This is a genomic window from Oceanobacillus sp. CF4.6, from assembly GCF_051262635.1.
Lineage (GTDB): Bacteria > Bacillota > Bacilli > Bacillales > Amphibacillaceae > Oceanobacillus.
In genome coordinates this window covers 223,228-243,848 of sequence record NZ_JBIMEX010000003.1, presented here as the reverse complement: position 1 = coordinate 243,848, position 20,621 = coordinate 223,228, and the positions used below count along the sequence as shown (strand labels likewise).

Here is a 20,621-nt window from a genome sequence, read left to right as displayed (position 1 = left end):
TCATGGAAAATTTTGTATATCAAAATCCGACTAAATTAATTTTTGGTAAAGGGCAGCTCGATAAACTGTCTGATGAAATAAAGCCATATGGCAAGCGAGTACTTATCGTTTATGGTGGTGGCAGTATTAAACGTAATGGCGTTTACGATAATGTGATCAATGAATTAGGTAAGATTGGAGCGGAAGTTTTCGAATTGTCGGGTGTCGAACCCAATCCGCGTATTACAACCGTCCGTAAAGGTGTGGAAATTTGTAAAAATGAAGCAATTGAATTCCTGTTGGCAGTTGGCGGTGGAAGCACGATTGACTGTACAAAGGCAATAGCAGTTGGTGCTACAACCGAGGCGGATATGTGGGATGTCGTTACCAAGAAAGTAAAGGCTGAATCAGCATTGCCGTTTGGTACAGTATTAACTCTTGCAGCTACTGGCTCAGAAATGAATGCAGGCTCGGTTATTACAAATTGGGAAACAAATGAAAAACATGGTTGGGGATCACCTTTTTCATTTCCTAGGTTCTCTATCCTAGACCCTGTTCATACATTTTCTGTACCACGTGACCAGACCATATATGGTATCGTGGATATGATGTCCCATGTATTGGAACATTATTTTCATCAAACACCGAATACAGCTATTCAAGACCGCTGGTGTGAGGGAATATTATTAACGATTATCGAAACGGCTCCAAAACTTCTAGGGCAACCAGACAATTATGATTACAGGTCAACAGTCATGCTTGGTGGAACATTAGCACTGAATAATATGCTAAACATGGGATATCAGGGTGATTGGGCGACACATAATCTGGAACATGCAGTATCCGCCGTACATGATATTCCGCATGGTGGAGGATTAGCAATTTTGTTTCCGAATTGGATGAAACATGTATTGGATGAAGAAAATGCACCACGATTTAAACAACTTGCCATTCGAGTATTCGGAGTGGATGCTACAGGTAAATCCGACAAGGAAGTTGGTCTTGAGGGAATTGACAGACTAAGCGATTTCTGGAGTAGTATAGGTGCACCGTCGACATTGGCTGATTATAATATCGATGAAAGTTCTGTAGATGTTATGGCAGAAAAAACAGTTATAGCAAGACCGGAATTCGGTGTTTATAAGAGACTCAACAAACAGGATTCAGTTGAAATATTTAAAGCAAGTTTATAAATAGCAATCAGAACGGATATCGACAGTATCTCCTTATTTCCTGGGAAATACTGTCGAAAAATATAAAAAAAAGAACTGGCTGTTTTATCTATATACAGCAAGTTCTTTTTTTATTTGTTCTCTAATTTTCCCCAGACACTCTTCTGGGGTTTTACCAGAGACACGTTTATTATTAACGAGTGCATAAGGTCGTAACGCACATAGGCCGCAAAACGATAAACATTCATTCATTAATACCGCCACTTCGGGAAACTCTGCTTCGATGATACTTTCTATATCTAATGTAGTGATTGCATTACCGTCACAGATTTCTACAACGACTATACCCATTGCTATCACTTTCTTTCTTTAAGAGGTTTTAATATAACTCTGTTAGTTTTAGCATATTTGCTGATACAAATCAATCATTCCGTATTAAATCACAGGAAAAGGGTTTTATCAGGCCCTTTTTTATATAGGTGTTTTCTAAAAGATAAAAATTTATTGTTATTTCATAAAATCTATAAACTGCGAGCTAGGATAGTTACTTCGGCGACAGCTCTGGGAAATATACTTGCGGTTCACGGGCGGCTGGTGAGCCCCTTCATGCTGACGCATTTCAGTGTCTCACCTATGCCTTTCCTCCCGCTGGAGTCTTCGTATATTTCCCAATGCTGGTTAGAAGGTTGCTGACGATTACTACATTAACGGGGGTAGCTAAAATATCGTCACACAGCCTTACCAGTCCGGGTGAGCGGCGGGCCGTGCCCGCGGAAAGCATCCGCCCAGAGCGATCCCGGACGGCGATAGAAGCACAAGGTTTTGGATATCAGCTAGTAGTTAGTTCGCATTTTATCTCAACTCTGCAATGATCAAAAAGCAACAAACATTACGAATATAGCCCTCTATAAAAACGGTGGGCGGAGTTGCTTTCCCGTTTATCGTGATGAAAAGGATTGTGAATGCTTTGGTGAATATTCATATTTATACCAGACGTAAAGCATGATAACGCCACTTAATACAAGTAGCATACTTGTTATAAAGAACACAGAGGAAAATCCCCATGAAGCTGCAACCAATCCTCCAAGGGCTGGTCCGATTATATTACCGAGGAAGCGAAGACTCGTATTGTAACCAAGTACTTCTCCCTGCATGGACAAAGGAGCTTCCTGTCGAATATAGGCTATTCTTAATGGAACAATCCCACCAATGGAAACCCCGAGCAGGAACCTTAGAACAATAAGTTGCCAGATGTTAGTCACAAAAGCACCAGGTAAATAAACAATCCCTGCGAAGAATAGCAGAACAATCAATATTTTGATATATCCAATTTGATCACCCAATTTTCCCCATCTTCGTGACATCATAAGATTCCCTAAGCCGGCAGCAGAGAAAGCCATCCCAGAGAAAAAGGCAATATTTACCGGGCCGTGAATATCTTCAACAAATAATGAAAGGATAGGCTGGATGCTGAAATGGGCAATCTGCACCAGTGTAGATAATAACATGACAACAAGGAGAACGGGTCTCTGAATAATATGTTGAAGTACTTCTTTACTGCTATATGATTTATAATCATTTTTATCATCGGATAATTTTAGTTTTACTTCTTTAACACCGTACATGACAAGCAGTCCGGAAATAAAGATTGTAATGGATACCCATTTAAATGTGCTTGTATATCCAAATGCATCTGCTAGCGCCCCACCAAGCATTGGGCCCATTAAAGCACCAGTGATACTGCCTGTTTGAAGTGTACCGAGTACCTTGCCCGCGACTTCTTTTGGCGTCTGTGTTGAAATGAATGCCTGTGACATCGGAATAAATCCTGTCACGATACCCATTAGGAGACGTAATAAAAAAAGTTGCCATACCGTTGTGGCAAACCCCATTAAAAAAACAGATATTCCAATACCAAATGCAGATATAATCAAAATATTTTTTCTGCCATATTTATCACCAATTCTTCCCCATATCGGAGAAAAAATAAACGCAGCGATGAAAGTCACTGCAAAAGTTAATCCTGACCATATTTGGACATAGGAGTCGGAAAAGTTCCCCATGGATTCAATATATAAGGATATGAATGGAATAACCATTGTCATACTTCCGCTAACAAAGAAGTTAGCAAACCACATGATAGCTAAATTACGGTTTACTGCTTTGTTTGTATCTTTGATTCCAAAGACCTTCTTTCTGAAAATATATTTCGTTACCCTAAATATACAGGAACACGAAATATATTTGAAGTTATTAGCTTCATTTGAATTTATTTAGAAAACAATTACTGTTCAAAAATAAAAATAAAGGAAAACATGTTATTATGAATTCGAAAACGTTATAATAGAGGAGCAAAATATTATTATTTGGTTTTATTTAAGCATATAAATTAACGATGATTGAAAAGGGGAAATTGAAACCATGAAATATACATTAAAAGCAATTGGGTTATGTCTGATCGTCTTTGCACTTGCCTTTGGATTTACTACACCTGCAGCAGCAACATCAAACACAATACTTATATATGGGGAAAAGCTAACAGATAAGCAACGTACGGAGGTTCGTGAACTTCTAGATATATCCGATTCGGACCCTGTTGTCGAATATGATGTAACGGGTCAGGATTACGCAGATTTTATCAATGGAAATCCAAATTCCAACATGTACTCCTCCGCAAGGATTATTTTGGAAAATGAAGGTGCTGGACTAACAGTAAATATAGTCACACCAGAAAACATTACCGAAGTTACCGGTGCCATGTATGAGAATGCATTGCTGACTGCTGGAGCAGGAAATGCTACCGTTGATGTTGTTTCCCCAGTCCAAGTGAGTGGTCATTCCGCCTTAACAGGTATTTACAAAGCCTACAATGAAGAAGGCGAAGAACTGGACAAGGAACGAATGGAAATTGCCAATGAAGAGTTAAATGTGGCAACAGACCTGGCTGAAAATGAAGATGTTTCTCAGGAAGAGGTTAGTACATTATTAAGTGAAATTAAACAAATGATTGCTGATCAAAACCCGGCTACAAAGGAAGATGTGGAGCAAATCGTCAGTGAGCAATTGGATAAACTTGAAATTAGCTTAAGTGAGGAAGACCGACAAATGCTGATTGACCTATTTGATAAAATGCGCAATCTGGACATTGATTTTGGTGCAGTAAAAAGCCAGTTGGAGGATATCGCCAATACAATTGCTGATAAAGCAGATGAACTAGGGCTTGATGCGGGATTCTGGGAAAAGGTTGCTAATTTCTTCAGTGAAATATTCCAATCTTTAAGTAATCTTCTCAAAGGATTGTTTAACTAACGCGTGCTACAATAAATTTACATGCAACAAAAGGACTCCATTACACTTCGGGTCCTTTTGTTATGCCTAACGCTTGGAGCTGATGATGGTGGATCAAAACAAGGCATCACAAAAATGGACGATGACGCTATTTACGATAGGCGTGTTTATGGCGGGTTTGGATAATGGAATTATCAGTACTGCATTAACCACGATCAATGACTCCTTTGAGGTTTCTCCATCTTGGGGAACATGGAGTATTACAATATACACTCTAGGAATAGCGATTAGTGTACCAATTGTTGGTAAATTATCGGATCGATTTGGCAGGAAACGATTATTTATAGTGGAAATACTTTTATTTGGAATTGGTTCCTTGCTCGTTGCATTAAGTCCGAACTTCATATTTCTTTTATTGGCGAGACTGTTACAGGCGATTGGTGGAGGCGGAATTTTCATTATAGCGAGTTCCCATATCTTATCTACTCTTCCAAAGGAAAAACAAGGGAAAGCCTTAGGAATGTTAGGAGGAATGCATGGATTGTCAGCAGTTATCGGACCTAACCTTGGGGCTGTTATTTTAAGTTTAACCGGATCCTGGCATTGGATGTTTCTTATCAACCTCCCAATAGCTGCGTTCCTGATTATATTTGGCCTCATGAAAATGGAAGAAACAAAGGCTGGAACTGCAAAACCGTTGGATTTCAAAGGAAGTGTACTTTTAACAGTTGGAATTCTAACATTTATGTATGGAATTACCCAATTTGATAGTGGATCTGTCATAATAAGTATTTTCAGACCTCAGGTATTGGTACTCTTAATCATTGGGATTGTATTATTTGTTTTATTTATTTTCCACGAACGTCACCTTGAACAGAAAGGCGGAGACCCGATTATTGCTTTTTCGTTACTGAATAATCGTTTGTTTAAGGTTACGTTAATATTAGGGTTGATCTCTGGTGGGTTTTTGGCAGGTATCATATTTATTCCTGCTTTTGTTCAACAAGTGTTACAAGTCCCAGTAGAACATGCAGGCTATTGGCTAACTCCTTTAGCTATAGCTTCCGGAATTGGAGCAGGACTTGGAGGTGTACTGACAGATAAGTACGGAGCGTCAAATGCAATAACGCTCTCGGGTGCACTCGGACTCTTTGGATTTCTTTTATTTGCCTTTTGGGTAGCGGGTTTTTTCTCCTTTGTATTGGCAAGTATTCTAGCTGGTGTAGGGTTGGGGATATTGCTTGGTGCCCCGCTGAATATGTTGGCAGGAGAGAGTGCACATAATGGGGAGAAAGGAATGGCGTTAGGAACGTTATCATTAGTAAGACAAATAGGGCTGATCTTATTCCCGATTGTGTACGCCGGTTTTATGACAGGAGCTTTTACAAAAATTGAACCGGTTATTCAACAAAAATTCGGACACACATTAGTAGAATCAGATAATTATGGTGGTTTAATTACCAGTGTCGATTCCATTGCAGACCCTGAACTTCATATAGATATTTTTGATACAGCAACGAGTGTAATTAACACAGGTTTTTCGAGTATGTTTATAACAGCCGCTGTTCTATCCATTTTTGTGATGGTTTTTGGTATCTATCTGAACAAGTTTAAAAAGCCTATCTAATTTGAAAGGCTTTTTAAATGGTGTAGTAAATAAGAAGTAGAAGGACGAGAAATAAAATCAGACATATACTTTGAAATTTAAGTATTGCGTAAATGCCTGTGTTTACGTTTTTTGATGGGAGTGGTTTACTTTTCCATTCATCCATATAATCCCTTTTAGACATCATGCCTCGAAACCGTCTGAAACCAAATGTAATCCCATCGTAAAATCCACCTTTAATTGTATATACTAGTAAAACGGATAAAACATAGAAAAAGCATACATAAAAAACAATGTTAATATAATTTGCCAGATCATAAGTGGTGGTAAATAAAAAAAATAATACCCCAATCAATAGAATGTTGAACATGAATAAAAACCATTTATTTTTTAATAGATTCATTATCATTCGTAGTCACCTTTAAAATGTAGTACTAAAAATTATATCATAATTTTTTACTAAGGTCCGATGTAAAATATTTGTAAAGTTTTTTTGAAGTTAATAACGGGTCTAAAGTAGCTGTTTGAAGCGATTTACTAAACCTGATATTAGATTAAGTTTACAATTTAATTAAAAAATGCTTTACAGACTAGTCAGATTAATTGTATAATTTATAGTAGATTCCAATTGGCAATATGCTAGATATAGCTTAGAATAATAGAAAACAAGGGAGGTCTTTTAACAATGAAATTTAAATTGTCATTGTTAGTTGCACTTGGTTTATTGCTAAGTGTATTTCTAGTTGCGTGTTCTGGTGGAGATGAAGAAACAGTAGAAGAAGAAGAAGCGACTGAAGAAACTGAAGGAGAAAATATACTTAACTTTACTAACAAAGCCGCTATTCCATCGATGGATCCATCAATGGTAACTGATGAATTTGGATTCCAGTTTATCGGAACAACGATGGAAGGTCTTTACCGTTTAGATGAAAATGCAGAACCTGCTGAAGGTATTGCAATCGACCATACAGTAAGTGATGATGGTCTTACTTGGACATTTAACTTACGCGAAGATGCAGTTTGGTCAAATGGTGACCCTGTAACTGCACATGACTTTGTTTATGCATGGCAGCGTGCTGTTAATCCCGATACTGGATCAGAGTATGGCCCATATATGATGGGTGGAGTTATTCAAAATGCTACTGCTGTAAATGCAGGAGAAGTTCCTGTTGAAGAACTCGGTGTAACGGCAGAAGATGATTATACATTGGTTGTTGAATTAGAAAATCCAACACCATATTTTGAATCGTTAACAACTTTCGGAACGTTCATGCCACTTAACCAAAAATTTGTGGAAGAACAAGGGGAAGAGTTCGCAACTAGCACTGATACCTTGTTATCAAACGGCCCCTTTAAATTAGAAAACTGGGAAAGTACAAGCAGCTCATGGGATCTTGTTAAAAACGAGGATTACTGGGATGTAGAAACTGTTCAATTAGACAAAATGACGTATGAAGTAGTAAAAGATGCACAAACTCAAGTCGATTTGTATGAGGCAGGCACAGTTGACCGTGCAGACATCTCAGCAGATCTTGTAGATCAATATGCTACACATGAGGATTATGAAGTTACACCAGAAACATCAGTATTTTACTTAAAAATGAATCAAACAAGAAATGAAGCACTTGGAAACACGAACATTCGTACTGCGATTAGCCAAGCATTTGACAAGCAATCTGCTGTTGATGTGATTCTTAACAACGGTTCGATTGTTGCTAACGGTCTTGTTCCAGCTGACTTTACTCCGATGCCAGAATCTGGTGACGATTTTCGTGAAGTAAGTGGAGACCTTGTAACATATGATAAAGAAGCAGCTCTAGAAGCTTGGGAAGCTGGCTTAGAAGAACTTGATACAGATACAGTTGAACTGGAATTACTTGGTGGCGATACGGAATCAGCTAAAGTAATGGATGAATACCTTGCTAATCAATTAGAAACAAATCTACCAGGTTTATCTATTACATTAAAACAAGTACCATTTGAACAACGTCTTGATTTAGATACGAGCATGGAATATGATCTTCAGACCGCTGGTTGGGGACCTGACTATCTTGACCCATATACTTTCTTAAGTCTATGGATAACAGATGGTGGAAATAACAAGATGGGATATTCTAACAATGAATATGATGCATTACTTGAAGAGGCAACAACAGAACTTGCAACGGATAATGTTGCACGATATGAAAACTTCTTAGAAGCTGAAAAAATACTATTTGAAGATGCAGCTATCGCTCCAATCTATCAAAGAGCGAAGGCTCAATTAATTTCTCCAAAAGTAGAAGGCGTCTTTGTTAACCCATTCGGTGCTGATTATGAGTACAAATGGGCAAGCGTCGGCTCAGCAGAATAACAAACTAAATAGTGCTAGCAATTAAAGAATAAGAGAGTATATAACCATATGGTGGTATGTACTCTCTTATTCCCTTTTGATTAAAAAAACTTATAATAATGAACATTTTAAAAACATCAATAAAATACTCTTTAGGAGGTGCAGAAATGGTTCGCTATATTTCACGTCGAATTTTTTATATGGCAATAACACTATTCATTATCGCTACTGTATCATTCTTTCTGATGAAAATGCTGCCTGGTAGCCCTTTAAATGCTGAAGACAAGCTAAGTGAAGAGCAAAAAATAATCGTCTTGGAAAAGTACGGACTAAATGATCCGGTTCCAGTACAATATGTTAGGTATATTGGTAATCTTGTGCAAGGGGACTTAGGTGTATCATTTGCCTTTGATAATACACCTGTTACTAAAATTCTAATGGATAGAATTGGTCCTTCTGCACAATTAGGTGCTCAAGCATTATTAATAGGAACATTTTTAGGTATCTTCCTAGGATTAATCGCCGCAATATCTCACAATGGATTCTTGGACTACTCCTCTACCATACTTGCTGTATTAGGTACATCCATTCCTTCATTTGTACTAGCAGGTTTGCTGCAATGGTATTTAGCAGTAGAGTTAGAGCTATTCCCAGTCGCGTTATGGGGGACATTTGAACATACGGTATTACCTACAATAGCCTTGATGATTTTCCCAATGGCAACAGCAGCTCGTTTTACTAGAACAGAAATGATAGAAGTAATGGGATCTAATTATATAACTACTGCACGCGCTAAAGGATTAAGTGAATACGGGATTATATTCAAGCATGGTTTACGTAATGCATTGATTCCTTTAGTAACTGTAATTGGTCCAATGGCAGTTAGTTTGATGACTGGTACACTGGTTATTGAGGAAATTTTTGCTGTACCTGGAATAGGGGAGCAATTTGTAAATTCAGTTATGGTTAATGATTACCCTACGATTATGGGAACAACACTAATGTTTGCATTTTTGTTTGTTGTGATAATTTTAGTTATTGACCTCCTATATGTATTAATCGACCCTAGAATTAGGCTTACAGGGGGAGAGAATTAGTATGGAAAAAGATAACAAAAACAATATACCAAAGGATTTGCTTGTCCCTCTAAAACGTAAAGAAGATACGAGTGAGAAATTATCGGGTCCAAGCAGAACATTTATGCAAGATGCAAGGAGAACCTTCTTTAAGAATAAGCTGGCAATTTTATGTTCGCTAATCTTGATTGGCATTGTCATTATGAGTATTATCGGTCCAGGCATGAATGAATATGAACTGGATGATCAAGACCTATCTAGAGCAAAAATGCCACCACATATCCCAGTATTAGAAAACATACAATGGTTAGGTTTTGATGGAACTCTCACGGGTGAGTATAGGGGAGACACAGCAGAACACGCTGCAGAGAATGCAATTGCACGTTATGATAACCAGGAAGATTTTATTGACATAGAAGTAAAAACGGAAGGGGATGGCAGTAAAAATTCTGCTGAAGTAGAAGCTACTTATCATGTTTACGATGCAAAAGATATGTCTGATCAATATTATTGGTTTGGAACGGATACACTCGGTCGTGATCAATGGACAAGACTATGGCTCGGAACAAGAGTCTCTTTAATTATCGCGTTAGTTGCCGCTGCAATTGATCTTGTTGTCGGTGTTGCCTATGGTGGTATATCTGCTTATTATGGTGGAAAAGTAGATAATGTCATGCAACGAATATTGGAAGTACTGGTCGGTATACCGAACCTGGTAGTTATACTCCTGATGATTCTAGTACTACAGCCGGGCATTTTGTCCATTATCATAGCCCTTTCCATAACGGGTTGGATAGGTATGGCCCGAATTGTAAGGGGAGAAGTACTGAAACTGAAAAACCAAGAATTTGTTTTGGCTGCTCAAACCTTAGGTACATCAAATGGAAAAATAATTACCAGACACTTATTACCGAACATTAGCGGTATTATTATAATTAACACGATGTTTACGATTCCTAGTGCGATTTTCTTTGAAGCATTTCTAAGCTTTATCGGCCTAGGTCTAGTTCCACCAGATGCTTCACTCGGTACATTAATTAATACAGGGTTTGATAATCTTAGACTCTATCCATATCTATTAGTATTCCCGGCAGTTTTAATTTCTGTAATTATGATTGCATTTAACTTAATAGCTGATGGATTAAGAGATGCATTTGACCCTAAAATGCACAAATAAAAGGTGGGTGTTACTAAATGAGTAAATTATTGGAAGTCAAAGATCTAAATGTATCATTTAACACCTACAACGGTGAAGTACAAGCTGTTCGAGGTGTGAACTTTGACTTAAACAAAGGCGAAACATTAGCAATTGTTGGGGAGTCAGGATCAGGAAAGTCCGTGACATCCTTGTCATTAATGCAACTTCTTCCAAAACCACATGGTTATGTAAAATCTGGTCAAATTCTTTTTGAAGGTGAAGATATAGTTACTAAATCTCGTTCAGCTATGCAAAAAATACGGGGGAAAGATATTTCCATGGTATTTCAGGACCCAATGTCTGCCCTTAATCCCACAATGAAAATCGGAAATCAGATTATGGAAGGTCTAGTTAAACATCAGGGTATGAACCGCTCTAATGCTAAGAAAAAGGCATTGGAACTTCTGGAATTAGTAGGCATTCCTAAAGCCGAATCTAAAATGAGTCAATATCCGCATCAATTCTCTGGAGGAATGCGTCAGCGTGTTGTTGTGGCAATCGCATTGGCATGTAATCCGAAAATTCTAATCGCGGACGAACCGACAACTGCGCTTGATGTTACGATCCAAGCACAAATTCTTGAGTTAATGAAAGATATTCAGAAACAAACAGAAAGTGCGATTATTTTCATTACACATGATCTTGGCGTTGTTGCAAATGTTGCAGATAGGGTAGCGGTTATGTATGCTGGGAAGATTGTGGAAATAGGAACGACAGATGATATTTTTTACAATGCAAAGCATCCATATACATGGGGCCTCCTAGGATCAATGCCTACGTTGGAAAACGATGGAGAAGATTTATTCGCAATACCTGGAAGTCCCCCTAATATGCTGAATCCCCCTAAGGGAGATGCGTTTGCTCCAAGGAATAAGTTTGCAATGGAGATTGACACTGTGATGGAACCTCCGATGTTTAAAGTATCTGATACACATTATGCTGCAACATGGTTATTGCATGAGGATGCTCCAAAGATCGAACCTCCTGAAGCAGTGAAACGCAGAATGCAAGGATTTTCTAGTGCAGGCGGTGATGCGTAATGGAGCAGGAGAAATTATTAGAAGTAATTGACTTAAAAAAACATTTTAAAGTAGGACGTAATCATGTTAACAAAGCTGTTGATGGTATCACCTTCGATGTATATAAAGGGGAAACATTTGGATTAGTTGGCGAATCCGGATGCGGGAAATCAACTACAGGCAGAACCATTATCCGTTTATATGAAGCGACAAATGGACAAGTTAAATTTAATGATGAAGATGTTCATGGGAAAAAGTCGAAAAAAGATCTTCTTAAATTTAACCGGAAAATGCAAATGATCTTTCAAGACCCGTCTTCTTCTCTTAATCCGAGGATGACTGTTATGGATATTATTGCAGAAGGAATAGATGTCCATAATCTCGCTAAAAATGAAGATGAGAGAAAAGAAAGAGTGGAAGAGCTTCTGGAGGAAGTAGGTTTAACGAAAGAACATGCAACCCGCTTTCCACATGAGTTTAGTGGTGGACAAAGACAACGTATAGGCATTGCCCGTGCCTTGGCTGTAAAACCCGAACTCATCATTGCAGATGAACCGATATCCGCTCTTGATGTATCCATCCAAGCGCAAGTTGTAAATCTACTTAAAAAGTTACAAAGAGATAAAGGGTTAACCTATTTGTTTATTGCCCATGATCTTTCAATGGTTAAGTATATAAGTGATCGAATCGGTGTTATGTATATGGGGAATATGGTAGAACTGGCTGACAGTGATGAATTATACAAAAACCCAATACATCCATACACAAAATCATTATTATCTGCTATTCCACTGCCAGACCCAAGGTATGAACGTTCCAGAACACGTGTTGAATATGACCCTTCAGCACATGATTCAAGTGAAGCACCTGAATTAAGAGAAGTTAAACCAAGACACTGGGTTCGTTGTACCACAAAGGAATTAGAGGAATATAAAAATGAATTAACGTAATCTAATAAAAAACGCTTGCTGTCATTTGATAGCAGGCGTTTTTATATATAACTAGTCTAGTAATGTGACATAAACCCAAGAATATGCAACATAAAGCGAGTTTATATTACAAGACTATAGAATTTGTAATATAAACTCGCTATTTAGTAATTCTTGTAATAGACTCTTAAACCGCCTGTAACTGTATTCCGGTATTTCGTGTGATAGTATAGAGAATGTCAGAAATTCAAGGAGGTAACATCAGATGAAAAAACTATTAGCAGCAATTGCTGCAGGTATAATTATTACTGGCACAGCTGCAGCATCTGTTTCAGCGGAAGAACATCAGGTACAAAACGGAGAGAGTCTTTGGAAGATAGCGAATGAATACAACACAACTGTTGAAGAGTTGATAAATATAAATGATCTTAAATCTACTGTAATCCACCCGAAAGAATTATTGTTTATTAACGACACATATTCAGTAAACCGTGGTGATACATTAATCAGTATAGGTAAAGATTATGATATATCTGTAGATGAGTTAAGAGAGTGGAATGACTTAAAAACGGATTTAATCGTAATCGATCAAGATTTATATATTAAAGGTGTTAACATAGATCAGGAAGATACAAAGCCAGCTGAAACAGAAGCAGTAGCTGAAGAAGCACCTGTAAAAAAAGAAGAGAAATCTAGCAAACAAGGTACAGAAAATACGGTAGAAGTTAAATCTGAAAAAGTAGATAACACATCAGAACAAACTGCTGAAGGAAAAACCATTTCAGTGTCAGCAACAGCATATACTGCAAAATGTGATGGCTGTTCTGGGGTTACGTATACTGGTGTCGATCTAAATGAAAACCCAAATGCCAAAGTTATCGCTGTAGACCCTAATGTAATCCCATTAGGTTCAGAAGTATATGTTGATGGTTATGGCTATGCAACTGCGGCTGATATCGGTAGCGCTATTCAAGGAAATAAAATCGATTTACATGTCCCAACAAAAGATGAAGCTTTTGCATGGGGTGTTCAAACAGTTGACGTAACAATTGTAAAATAATAATTATTGTCAGTAATAAGAAAAGGAAAGCACTTATATTAGGTGCTTTCCTTTTTGTGTGAATTTTAAACATATATAAAGTATTTATAGTTTAATTTCAGTAGAATAATCTTTCTTCTCAATCACTTCGTTTGGTGTGTCAGTTAAATCATTATATCCAGCAAAGCCAATTACGACAATAATCGTTGCAAATAAAGCAAGCAAAACCTTTCTCATTTAGCATTTCCTCCAGCATTTAATATCTATATGATTAGTATAGTAGATACGCATACAAATCACCATAGGGAAATACATTAAATATATAAATAGTATTAAAAGTTTTATTCTATTCTGAGGAGTTAAAGTCATAACACGGAACTGTTTATGGTAAATTTATGATAAACAGAGCCTACTTACGTAAGGAGGATTTAACATATGAGCAGTAATACGTTGAACAGTTTTTTAAATATCAATATTGCCGATTTGAAAGACAGAGGCCTTTACAATGAAATTGATACCGTTCAAGGTGCAAACGGCCCGGTTATTAAAGTAGAGGGGAAAGAACTTATCAATCTTTCATCCAATAATTATCTCGGCTTCGCTACCGATGAACGATTGAAAAAACTGGCAAAAAAAGCTGTCGATTCTCACGGTGTCGGTGCTGGAGCAGTTCGTACGATAAACGGTACGCTTGACCTCCATATCCATTTGGAGGAGACAATCGCCAAATTTAAAGGGACGGAAGCGGCTATCTCGTATCAATCAGGGTTTAATTGTAATATGGCTGCTATTTCGGCGGTAATGGATGAAAACGATGCCATTCTATCAGATGCATTCAATCATGCATCAATTATTGATGGATGCCGCTTATCAAAGGCGAAAATTATTCCGTTTGAGCATTCGAATATGAATAATTTACGTCAAAAAGCAAAAGAAGCGGTTGATTCGGGGCGTTACAATAAAATCATGGTAATTACTGATGGTGTATTTTCGATGGATGGAGATATCGCAAAACTTCCGGAAATCGTTGAAATTGCTGAGGAACTTGACTTGATTACGTATGTGGACGATGCACATGGATCTGGTGTTACAGGCAAAGGTGCAGGGACTGTTAAACAGTTTGGACTCCAGGATAAAGTGGACTTTCAAATGGGTACCTTGTCAAAAGCAATCGGCGTTGTTGGCGGATATATAGCTGGTAAGCAAAATCTCATCGATTGGCTGAAAGTTCGTTCGCGTCCATTTCTATTTTCTACAGCAGTTTCTCCAGCAGATGCAATGGCAAGTACACGAGCAATGGAGCTATTAATGGAAAGTACGGAGTTAAATGAAAAGCTATGGAAAAATGGAAATTATCTTAAAGATGGTCTAAAAAAATTAGGCTTTAATATAGGTAATAGTGAAACACCAATTACGCCATGTATTATTGGTGATGAAAAAAATGCCCAGGAATTCAGTAAACGGCTTCTTCAGGTGGGTGTATATGCGAAGGCCATTGTTTTCCCAACGGTTCCGCGTGGAACAGGTCGGGTTCGTAATATGCCAACTGCTGCACACACAAAGGAAATGCTTGATGAAGCAATAGACATCTATGAAAAAGTCGGTAAAGAAATGGGCTTCATCTAACTGGATTGAAGAGAATCGGTTCCGTGGGGGATTTATAAAATGAAAAAAATTTTAGTGACGGGTGCTCTTGGCCAAATTGGTTCAGAACTGACGGAGAAATTGCGTGAAACGTATGGACTTGATAATGTAATCGGTACGGATATACGGAGCGTAGATGGAATAGAAGATAAAGGTCCATTTGAAGTCGTCGATGTTACCAAAGCAAACCAATTAGTTGAAGTTGCGAAAAAGTATAAGGTAGATACAATGATGCACCTTGCTGCCCTTTTATCTGCAAAGGCGGAAGCATTCCCAAAAGTAGCATGGGACATTAATATGGGTGGCCTGATTTATGCATTGGAAACAGCCAGAGAACTTGATTTAAAATTTTTTACACCGAGTTCAATTGGTGCATTTGGTCCGACTACACCAAGGGACCAAACACCACAGGATACATTGCAGCGTCCGACAACGATGTACGGCATCAATAAAGTAGCTGGGGAGCTGTTATGTGATTATTATTATAACCGCTTTGGTGTGGACACTCGTGGATTGCGTTTCCCTGGATTGATTTCCTATGTCGCGCCACCAGGTGGGGGAACAACCGATTATGCTGTCGAAATCTATTATGAAGCAGTAAAAAATAATGCTTACACTTCCTATATTGCAAGAGGAACCTATATGGATATGATGTATATGCCGGATGCATTGAATGCAATCATCCAACTTATGGAAGCGGATCCAGAAAGGCTGAAACATCGCAATGCATTTAATATCTCTGCAATGTCAGCTGAACCGGAAGATTTTGCAAATGCAATTCAAAAGCAAATACCTAATTTTAAACTTTCCTATAATGTAGATCCAATCAGACAAAAAATTGCGGAAAGCTGGCCGAATTCGATAGACTCACAAGCAGCAAAGAATGAATGGGGATTTAAGGCAGAATATGATATTGATCGTATGACAGGAGACATGCTGGATAAGATTAGGGAAAAATAGTGGGGGAGGCATTCGCCGTTAAAAATTGCTAAGTCGCTTATAAAATTGGAAAAACGCCGATAAAACAAAAAATTCGCCGATAAACCCGAGAGTCCGCTGATAAACCCATTAAAATCGCTGATAAGTAAGCAAGAATAGCAGACCCTATTTATCTGGCTATCATTTCAGAAATGAAAAGAAAAACCGACTACGTCTGCATCGTGAGCAGGGTTAGTCGGTTTTCTCTATTCGGTCGCAACCGATTCTATATTAAGCATACATTTCTTTTATTTGTTTTTGTAACTTGCGGTCTGAAACATATTCATCATAGCTCATTTCTTTATCAACAATGCCAGCTGGTGTAATTTCAATTAGGCGGTTTGCAATACTGTTAATAAACTGATGGTCATGTGATGTGAACAGAATAGATCCTTTAAATTTAATTAATCCATTGTTTAATGATTGAATCGATTCCAAATCCAAATGGTTTGTTGGCTCATCAAGCAAAAGTACATTGGAGTGGGATAGCATCATTTTAGATAGCATACAACGTACTTTTTCTCCCCCGGATAATACATTCGCTTTTTTCATGGCTTCTTCGCCAGAGAATAGCATTCTTCCTAAGAATCCACGTAAAAATGTTTCTGTCTCATCCTCTGGAGAATATTGACGAAGCCAGTCGACTAATGTAAGTTCTCCGTTTTCGAAGTATTTCGCGTTATCTTTTGGAAGATAGGACTGTGACGTTGTAACTCCCCATCTATATGTTCCCGCATCAGGCTCGATTTCGCCAGCTAAAATCTTCAATAAAGTTGTTTTAGCGACATCATCTTTACCAACGAATGCAATTTTATCATCCTTATTCACGATAAAGTTGACATTATCGAGAACTTTCACATCTCCAATCGTTTTCGTTAACCCTTCGACCCGCAGTAAATCATTCCCAATCTCTCGTTCAGGTGTGAATGCGATATATGGATATTTACGAGAAGACGGTTTAATGTCATCCAATGAAATATTTTCAAGCATTTTTTTGCGAGAAGTAGCCTGTTTTGATTTAGATGCATTTGCACTAAACCTTGCAACGAAAGCTTGTAGTTCTTTAATCTTTTCTTCCTTCTTCTTGTTTGCATCTTGTGCCATTTGTGTTGCAAGTTGACTTGATTCATACCAGAAATCGTAGTTCCCGATATAAACTTGGATTTTACCAAAGTCAACATCGCCAATATGTGTACACACTTTATTCAGAAAGTGTCTATCATGCGAGACAACAATAACTGTATTTTTAAAGTTAATCAGGAATTCTTCCAACCATTGAATGGCCTGAATATCAAGTCCGTTTGTCGGCTCATCAAGAAGTAGGATATCCGGGCTGCCGAACAAAGCTTGAGCAAGCAAAACTTTTACTTTCTGGTCAGCGGGAAGTTCGGCCATTTTCATGCTATGAAGTGACTCTTCCATTCCAAGACCTTTCAGTAATACAGCTGCATCAGATTCTGCTTCCCAACCATTCATTTCAGCAAATTCGCCTTCAAGTTCTGCTGCACGCATGCCGTCTTCCTCAGAAAAATCAGCTTTCATATAGATGGCATCTTTTTCCTGTTTTACTTTATATAATTTCTCATGACCGATTAATACAGTGTCAATGACATCATGATCTTCAAAAGCATAATGGTCCTGCTTCAAAACAGTGAGACGCTCGCCAGGAGACATCGAAACGTTGCCTGATTGCGGTTCAACATCACCAGATAATACTTTCAGGAAAGTTGATTTTCCTGCACCATTTGCACCAATAACCCCGTAGCAGTTTCCAGGTGTAAATTTAAGATTTACATCCTCAAACAATTTTTTATCGCCATATCGTAAACTTACATTATTAACAGTTATCATTCTTGGTTTTTCCTCCAATAAATAAATAGTAATCATCGTAAGCTTACGTTATTTAGCGTAAGATTGCAAGATATCGTGGTTAAATGTTTTAGATATATCCATAGGTATTCACAGTTTCCAATTACTTAAAAGTTTCATATGCTATATAAATAGGAAGTTATTTTATAAAGTGTTTAAAAAAATCCTTGTATATTTCCTGATTTTTTGTAATAGTAGTACAAAAGGCTATTGTTTAAAAGAGGAATAAAAGGATCGCCCTACCTTTGGAAAGGGGGAACGTAAATGGGTGGAAAGATGATTTATTTCCTTTTTACGGATACGGGAAGCTATTTATCGAAAGCAATCAATTATTATACAAAGAAGTCACTGAACCATGTATCCATCGGTTTTGATGCACAACTCAATGAATTATACAGTTTTGGAAGAAAGCAACCAAGAAACCCGTTTATCGGAGGGTTTATAAAAGAAAATATTGAAAGTGAGTTTCTAAAAAAGGCAACCTGTGAAATATACAGTTTTCCAGTTTCGGACGAAGATTATTCCGCTGTTATTGAAAATATTAAAGAGATTGAAACAAGGAAAGAATACTATAAATATAATTTTATTGGATTGTTTGGTGTAATGCTGGATATTGAAATTAATCGTAAATCTGCCCTGTTTTGTTCCCAATTCGTTGCGACTGTTTTAAGAGATCTGGATAAGTTTAAGTTTGAAAAGCCAGCCTGTTTTATTACACCTACAGATATTCGCAATTACCCTGGTATGCAATTGGTATATCAAGGAGTACTTGAAGACTATCAAGACCAACGAGAAATTCTTATCGAAGAGACCTTGCCAAAGCAATCATTTATTTTTCTATTATCTAATCGATTTAAGCGCTTGGTCATAAAGTAAGAACCATATACTCTGTAAATGGTTCTTTTTCCATTTATTAAGCTATTTTCTAGAAAAAAGGCACTGCACACAACTCATCCTACTGAAAAGAAATATTATAATTTCATAAAGTCTGTAAAATGCGTAGTAACTTTGGATTTATTTTGAGGAGACCTGTGCTTTTACCGCCGTCCGGGATCGCTCTGGGCGGATGCTTTCCGCGGGCACGGCCTCAGCCCCGAAGAGAAAACCACTCTTCTGGTCTTCGGACACGTGCTGTTCCCGCAGGAGTCACCGCCCGCCGCTCACCCGGACTGGTAAAGCTGTATGTTGCTATATCAGCTACACAAGTATAGTAATTATTAGCAACCTTCTAGCCAGCTCTGGGAAATACACGGAGACTCCAACGGGAAGAGGCATAGGTGAGACACTGAAATGCGTTAGCATGAAGGGGCTCGCCAGCCGCCCGTGGAAAGCGCAGTGTATTTCCCATAGCGGTCGCCGAAGTTCCCTATCCTAGTTCGCATTTTATCTCAACTGAGAAGATTTAAAGCAAAAAGACTTATGGAAGAGTCTTTATTAAGGATGCGTAAATCTGTTAAGCTATCCATTAGGAGATGAGGTTATGGAACGTGAAAGTAATTTTCGGTTATTAAATTTAAGAAAGTTGTTATTTGAAAAAACCGATGAACAGAATGAATTGGGAATTCAGGAAATGATTGAAAGATTGCAGTTGGAGATGCCAGATACGAGTTTTGACAAGCGGACAATCAAACGGGACCTGGAAATATTGGATGAGACAGACTTTGAAATAGTACGCAACACAGGAAAGTTTGGGAAGATTCTATATAGTCACCAGGCACGTCTGTTTGAAACATACGAGTTACGATTAATTATCGATGCGATATTATCGGCACGCTTTATTACAGAAAAGGAAAAAAATAATCTGATTGATAAAGTGAAAAAACTAACAAGCAAGCGAATAGCAAATACATTGCCGGAACCTATCCTATTTAGCCAAACATCAAGTATGGATTATGAGATGGTAAAACTCAATATTGATTTTGTACATAGAGCTATATCGGAGAAGAGGGTACTTACCTATCAATATGGGAAATACAACATACATAAAGAATTTGAATACAACAGAGATGGTGACAAATACTTCGTGGAACCCTATGCGTTAATTTGGCAAAATGATTACTATTATCTGATTGGCCGTTTTCAACAAAATGATCAAATGCGACATTATCGCCTTGATCGAATACGTCATATTGAAATAAGTGAAACTAAATTTGTCCGTAATAATTTTAATCTGCAAGACTATGTCAATCAAAGCTTCCATATGTTTGCGGGAGAGGAAATTTGGATCAAAATTCGATTTCATAAAGATCTTGTGAATGTAGTGCTCGATCGTTTTGGACAAGAAGCAGATATGAAAGAGCTCGATGAAAATTATTTTGTTCTAAAAACAAAGGCAAAGCTATCGGCTGGATTAATTAATTGGATTTTGACTTGGGGGAATAAGGCAAAAGTGCTTGAGCCTGAACATCTGAAAGAACGGATGAAAAGTCAAATTCAAAAGATGATGGAAGTATATGAATAGTTTACAGAGAAAGAGCTGCATTTTTTCATGC

General features: G+C 37.8%; 18 protein-coding genes. 13 read left to right on the top strand and 5 right to left on the bottom strand.

All coding sequences use genetic code 11. The features are described 5' to 3' along the window. Positions 1–2: 2 nt before the first annotated feature. The gene (locus ACHABU_RS08015) at positions 3–1,172 is read left to right on the top strand and encodes an iron-containing alcohol dehydrogenase (protein WP_435764120.1); all 1,170 of its coding nucleotides are present in this window, start codon (positions 3–5) and stop codon (positions 1,170–1,172) included. A gap of 84 nt (positions 1,173–1,256) precedes the next feature. On the opposite strand, the gene ACHABU_RS08010 is transcribed toward ACHABU_RS08015, so the two are convergent. Together ACHABU_RS08010 and ACHABU_RS08005 are read right to left on the bottom strand one after the other, a co-directional pair. Continuing rightward, positions 1,257–1,502: a DUF1450 domain-containing protein gene (locus ACHABU_RS08010; RefSeq protein WP_435764117.1), complete on the bottom strand. Its 246-nt coding sequence runs from the start codon at positions 1,500–1,502 to the stop codon at positions 1,257–1,259. Positions 1,503–2,089: 587 nt separating this feature from the next. Next, positions 2,090–3,289: an MFS transporter gene (locus tag ACHABU_RS08005; RefSeq protein ID WP_435764114.1), complete on the bottom strand. Its 1,200-nt coding sequence runs from the start codon at positions 3,287–3,289 to the stop codon at positions 2,090–2,092. A gap of 283 nt (positions 3,290–3,572) precedes the next feature. On the opposite strand from ACHABU_RS08005, the gene ACHABU_RS08000 reads away from it, so the two are divergent. Together ACHABU_RS08000 and ACHABU_RS07995 are read left to right on the top strand one after the other, a co-directional pair. After that, positions 3,573–4,460, top strand: a complete 888-nt coding sequence (locus ACHABU_RS08000; protein ID WP_435764112.1) for a DUF1002 domain-containing protein — start codon at positions 3,573–3,575, stop codon at positions 4,458–4,460. A gap of 85 nt (positions 4,461–4,545) precedes the next feature. After that, positions 4,546–6,066, top strand: coding sequence for an MFS transporter (locus ACHABU_RS07995; RefSeq protein WP_435764109.1), 1,521 nt, complete (start codon positions 4,546–4,548; stop codon positions 6,064–6,066). A gap of 13 nt (positions 6,067–6,079) precedes the next feature. On the opposite strand, the gene ACHABU_RS07990 is transcribed toward ACHABU_RS07995, so the two are convergent. After that, positions 6,080–6,415, bottom strand: a complete 336-nt coding sequence (locus ACHABU_RS07990) for a DUF3899 domain-containing protein (protein ID WP_435764205.1) — start codon at positions 6,413–6,415, stop codon at positions 6,080–6,082. A 315-nt stretch (positions 6,416–6,730) separates the two neighbouring features. On the opposite strand from ACHABU_RS07990, the gene ACHABU_RS07985 reads away from it, so the two are divergent. From ACHABU_RS07985 to ACHABU_RS07960, 6 genes are all read left to right on the top strand, one after another. Further along, positions 6,731–8,398 carry a peptide ABC transporter substrate-binding protein gene (locus ACHABU_RS07985; RefSeq protein ID WP_435764106.1) on the top strand — a complete coding sequence of 556 codons (1,668 nt, stop codon included), beginning with the start codon at positions 6,731–6,733 and terminating at the stop codon, positions 8,396–8,398. Positions 8,399–8,544: 146 nt separating this feature from the next. Further along, complete coding sequence (gene opp3b / locus ACHABU_RS07980; protein ID WP_435764103.1) at positions 8,545–9,474, top strand: oligopeptide ABC transporter permease; 930 nt, start codon at positions 8,545–8,547, stop codon at positions 9,472–9,474. A gap of 1 nt (position 9,475) precedes the next feature. After that, on the top strand, positions 9,476–10,630 hold the full coding sequence (gene opp3C / locus ACHABU_RS07975; protein WP_435764101.1) for an oligopeptide ABC transporter permease: 1,155 nt from the start codon (positions 9,476–9,478) through the stop codon (positions 10,628–10,630). Between the two features lie 17 nt (positions 10,631–10,647). Further along, complete coding sequence (locus ACHABU_RS07970) at positions 10,648–11,691, top strand: ABC transporter ATP-binding protein (RefSeq protein WP_435764099.1); 1,044 nt, start codon at positions 10,648–10,650, stop codon at positions 11,689–11,691. Further along, positions 11,691–12,620 carry an ABC transporter ATP-binding protein gene (locus ACHABU_RS07965; RefSeq protein WP_435764097.1) on the top strand — a complete coding sequence of 310 codons (930 nt, stop codon included), beginning with the start codon at positions 11,691–11,693 and terminating at the stop codon, positions 12,618–12,620. The genes ACHABU_RS07970 and ACHABU_RS07965 overlap by 1 nt, the downstream gene beginning before the upstream one ends. Before the next feature lie 244 nt (positions 12,621–12,864). Continuing rightward, positions 12,865–13,659: a LysM peptidoglycan-binding domain-containing protein gene (locus tag ACHABU_RS07960; protein WP_435764095.1), complete on the top strand. Its 795-nt coding sequence runs from the start codon at positions 12,865–12,867 to the stop codon at positions 13,657–13,659. A gap of 84 nt (positions 13,660–13,743) precedes the next feature. Here ACHABU_RS07960 and ACHABU_RS07955 read toward each other — a convergent pair whose 3' ends face one another. Continuing rightward, on the bottom strand, positions 13,744–13,875 hold the full coding sequence (locus tag ACHABU_RS07955) for a hypothetical protein (protein WP_435764093.1): 132 nt from the start codon (positions 13,873–13,875) through the stop codon (positions 13,744–13,746). A 198-nt stretch (positions 13,876–14,073) separates the two neighbouring features. Here ACHABU_RS07955 and ACHABU_RS07950 point away from each other — a divergent pair, with 198 nt between their 5' ends. Both ACHABU_RS07950 and ACHABU_RS07945 read left to right on the top strand, forming a co-directional pair. Continuing rightward, entirely contained in the window at positions 14,074–15,264 is a 1,191-nt protein-coding gene (locus ACHABU_RS07950) for a glycine C-acetyltransferase (RefSeq protein ID WP_435764091.1), read from the top strand. 39 nt (positions 15,265–15,303) lie between these two features. Continuing rightward, positions 15,304–16,242 carry an L-threonine 3-dehydrogenase gene (locus ACHABU_RS07945; RefSeq protein WP_435764089.1) on the top strand — a complete coding sequence of 313 codons (939 nt, stop codon included), beginning with the start codon at positions 15,304–15,306 and terminating at the stop codon, positions 16,240–16,242. A gap of 249 nt (positions 16,243–16,491) precedes the next feature. Here ACHABU_RS07945 and ACHABU_RS07940 read toward each other — a convergent pair whose 3' ends face one another. Next, the gene (locus tag ACHABU_RS07940) at positions 16,492–18,111 is read right to left on the bottom strand and encodes an ABC-F family ATP-binding cassette domain-containing protein (protein WP_435764087.1); all 1,620 of its coding nucleotides are present in this window, start codon (positions 18,109–18,111) and stop codon (positions 16,492–16,494) included. A gap of 282 nt (positions 18,112–18,393) precedes the next feature. On the opposite strand from ACHABU_RS07940, the gene ACHABU_RS07935 reads away from it, so the two are divergent. Together ACHABU_RS07935 and ACHABU_RS07930 are read left to right on the top strand one after the other, a co-directional pair. Continuing rightward, positions 18,394–19,005 (top strand): hypothetical protein, encoded by a 612-nt coding sequence (locus tag ACHABU_RS07935; protein WP_435764085.1) that lies wholly within the window; start codon positions 18,394–18,396, stop codon positions 19,003–19,005. A gap of 604 nt (positions 19,006–19,609) precedes the next feature. Next, positions 19,610–20,590 carry a helix-turn-helix transcriptional regulator gene (locus ACHABU_RS07930; RefSeq protein ID WP_435764083.1) on the top strand — a complete coding sequence of 327 codons (981 nt, stop codon included), beginning with the start codon at positions 19,610–19,612 and terminating at the stop codon, positions 20,588–20,590. Positions 20,591–20,621: the final 31 nt, after the last annotated feature.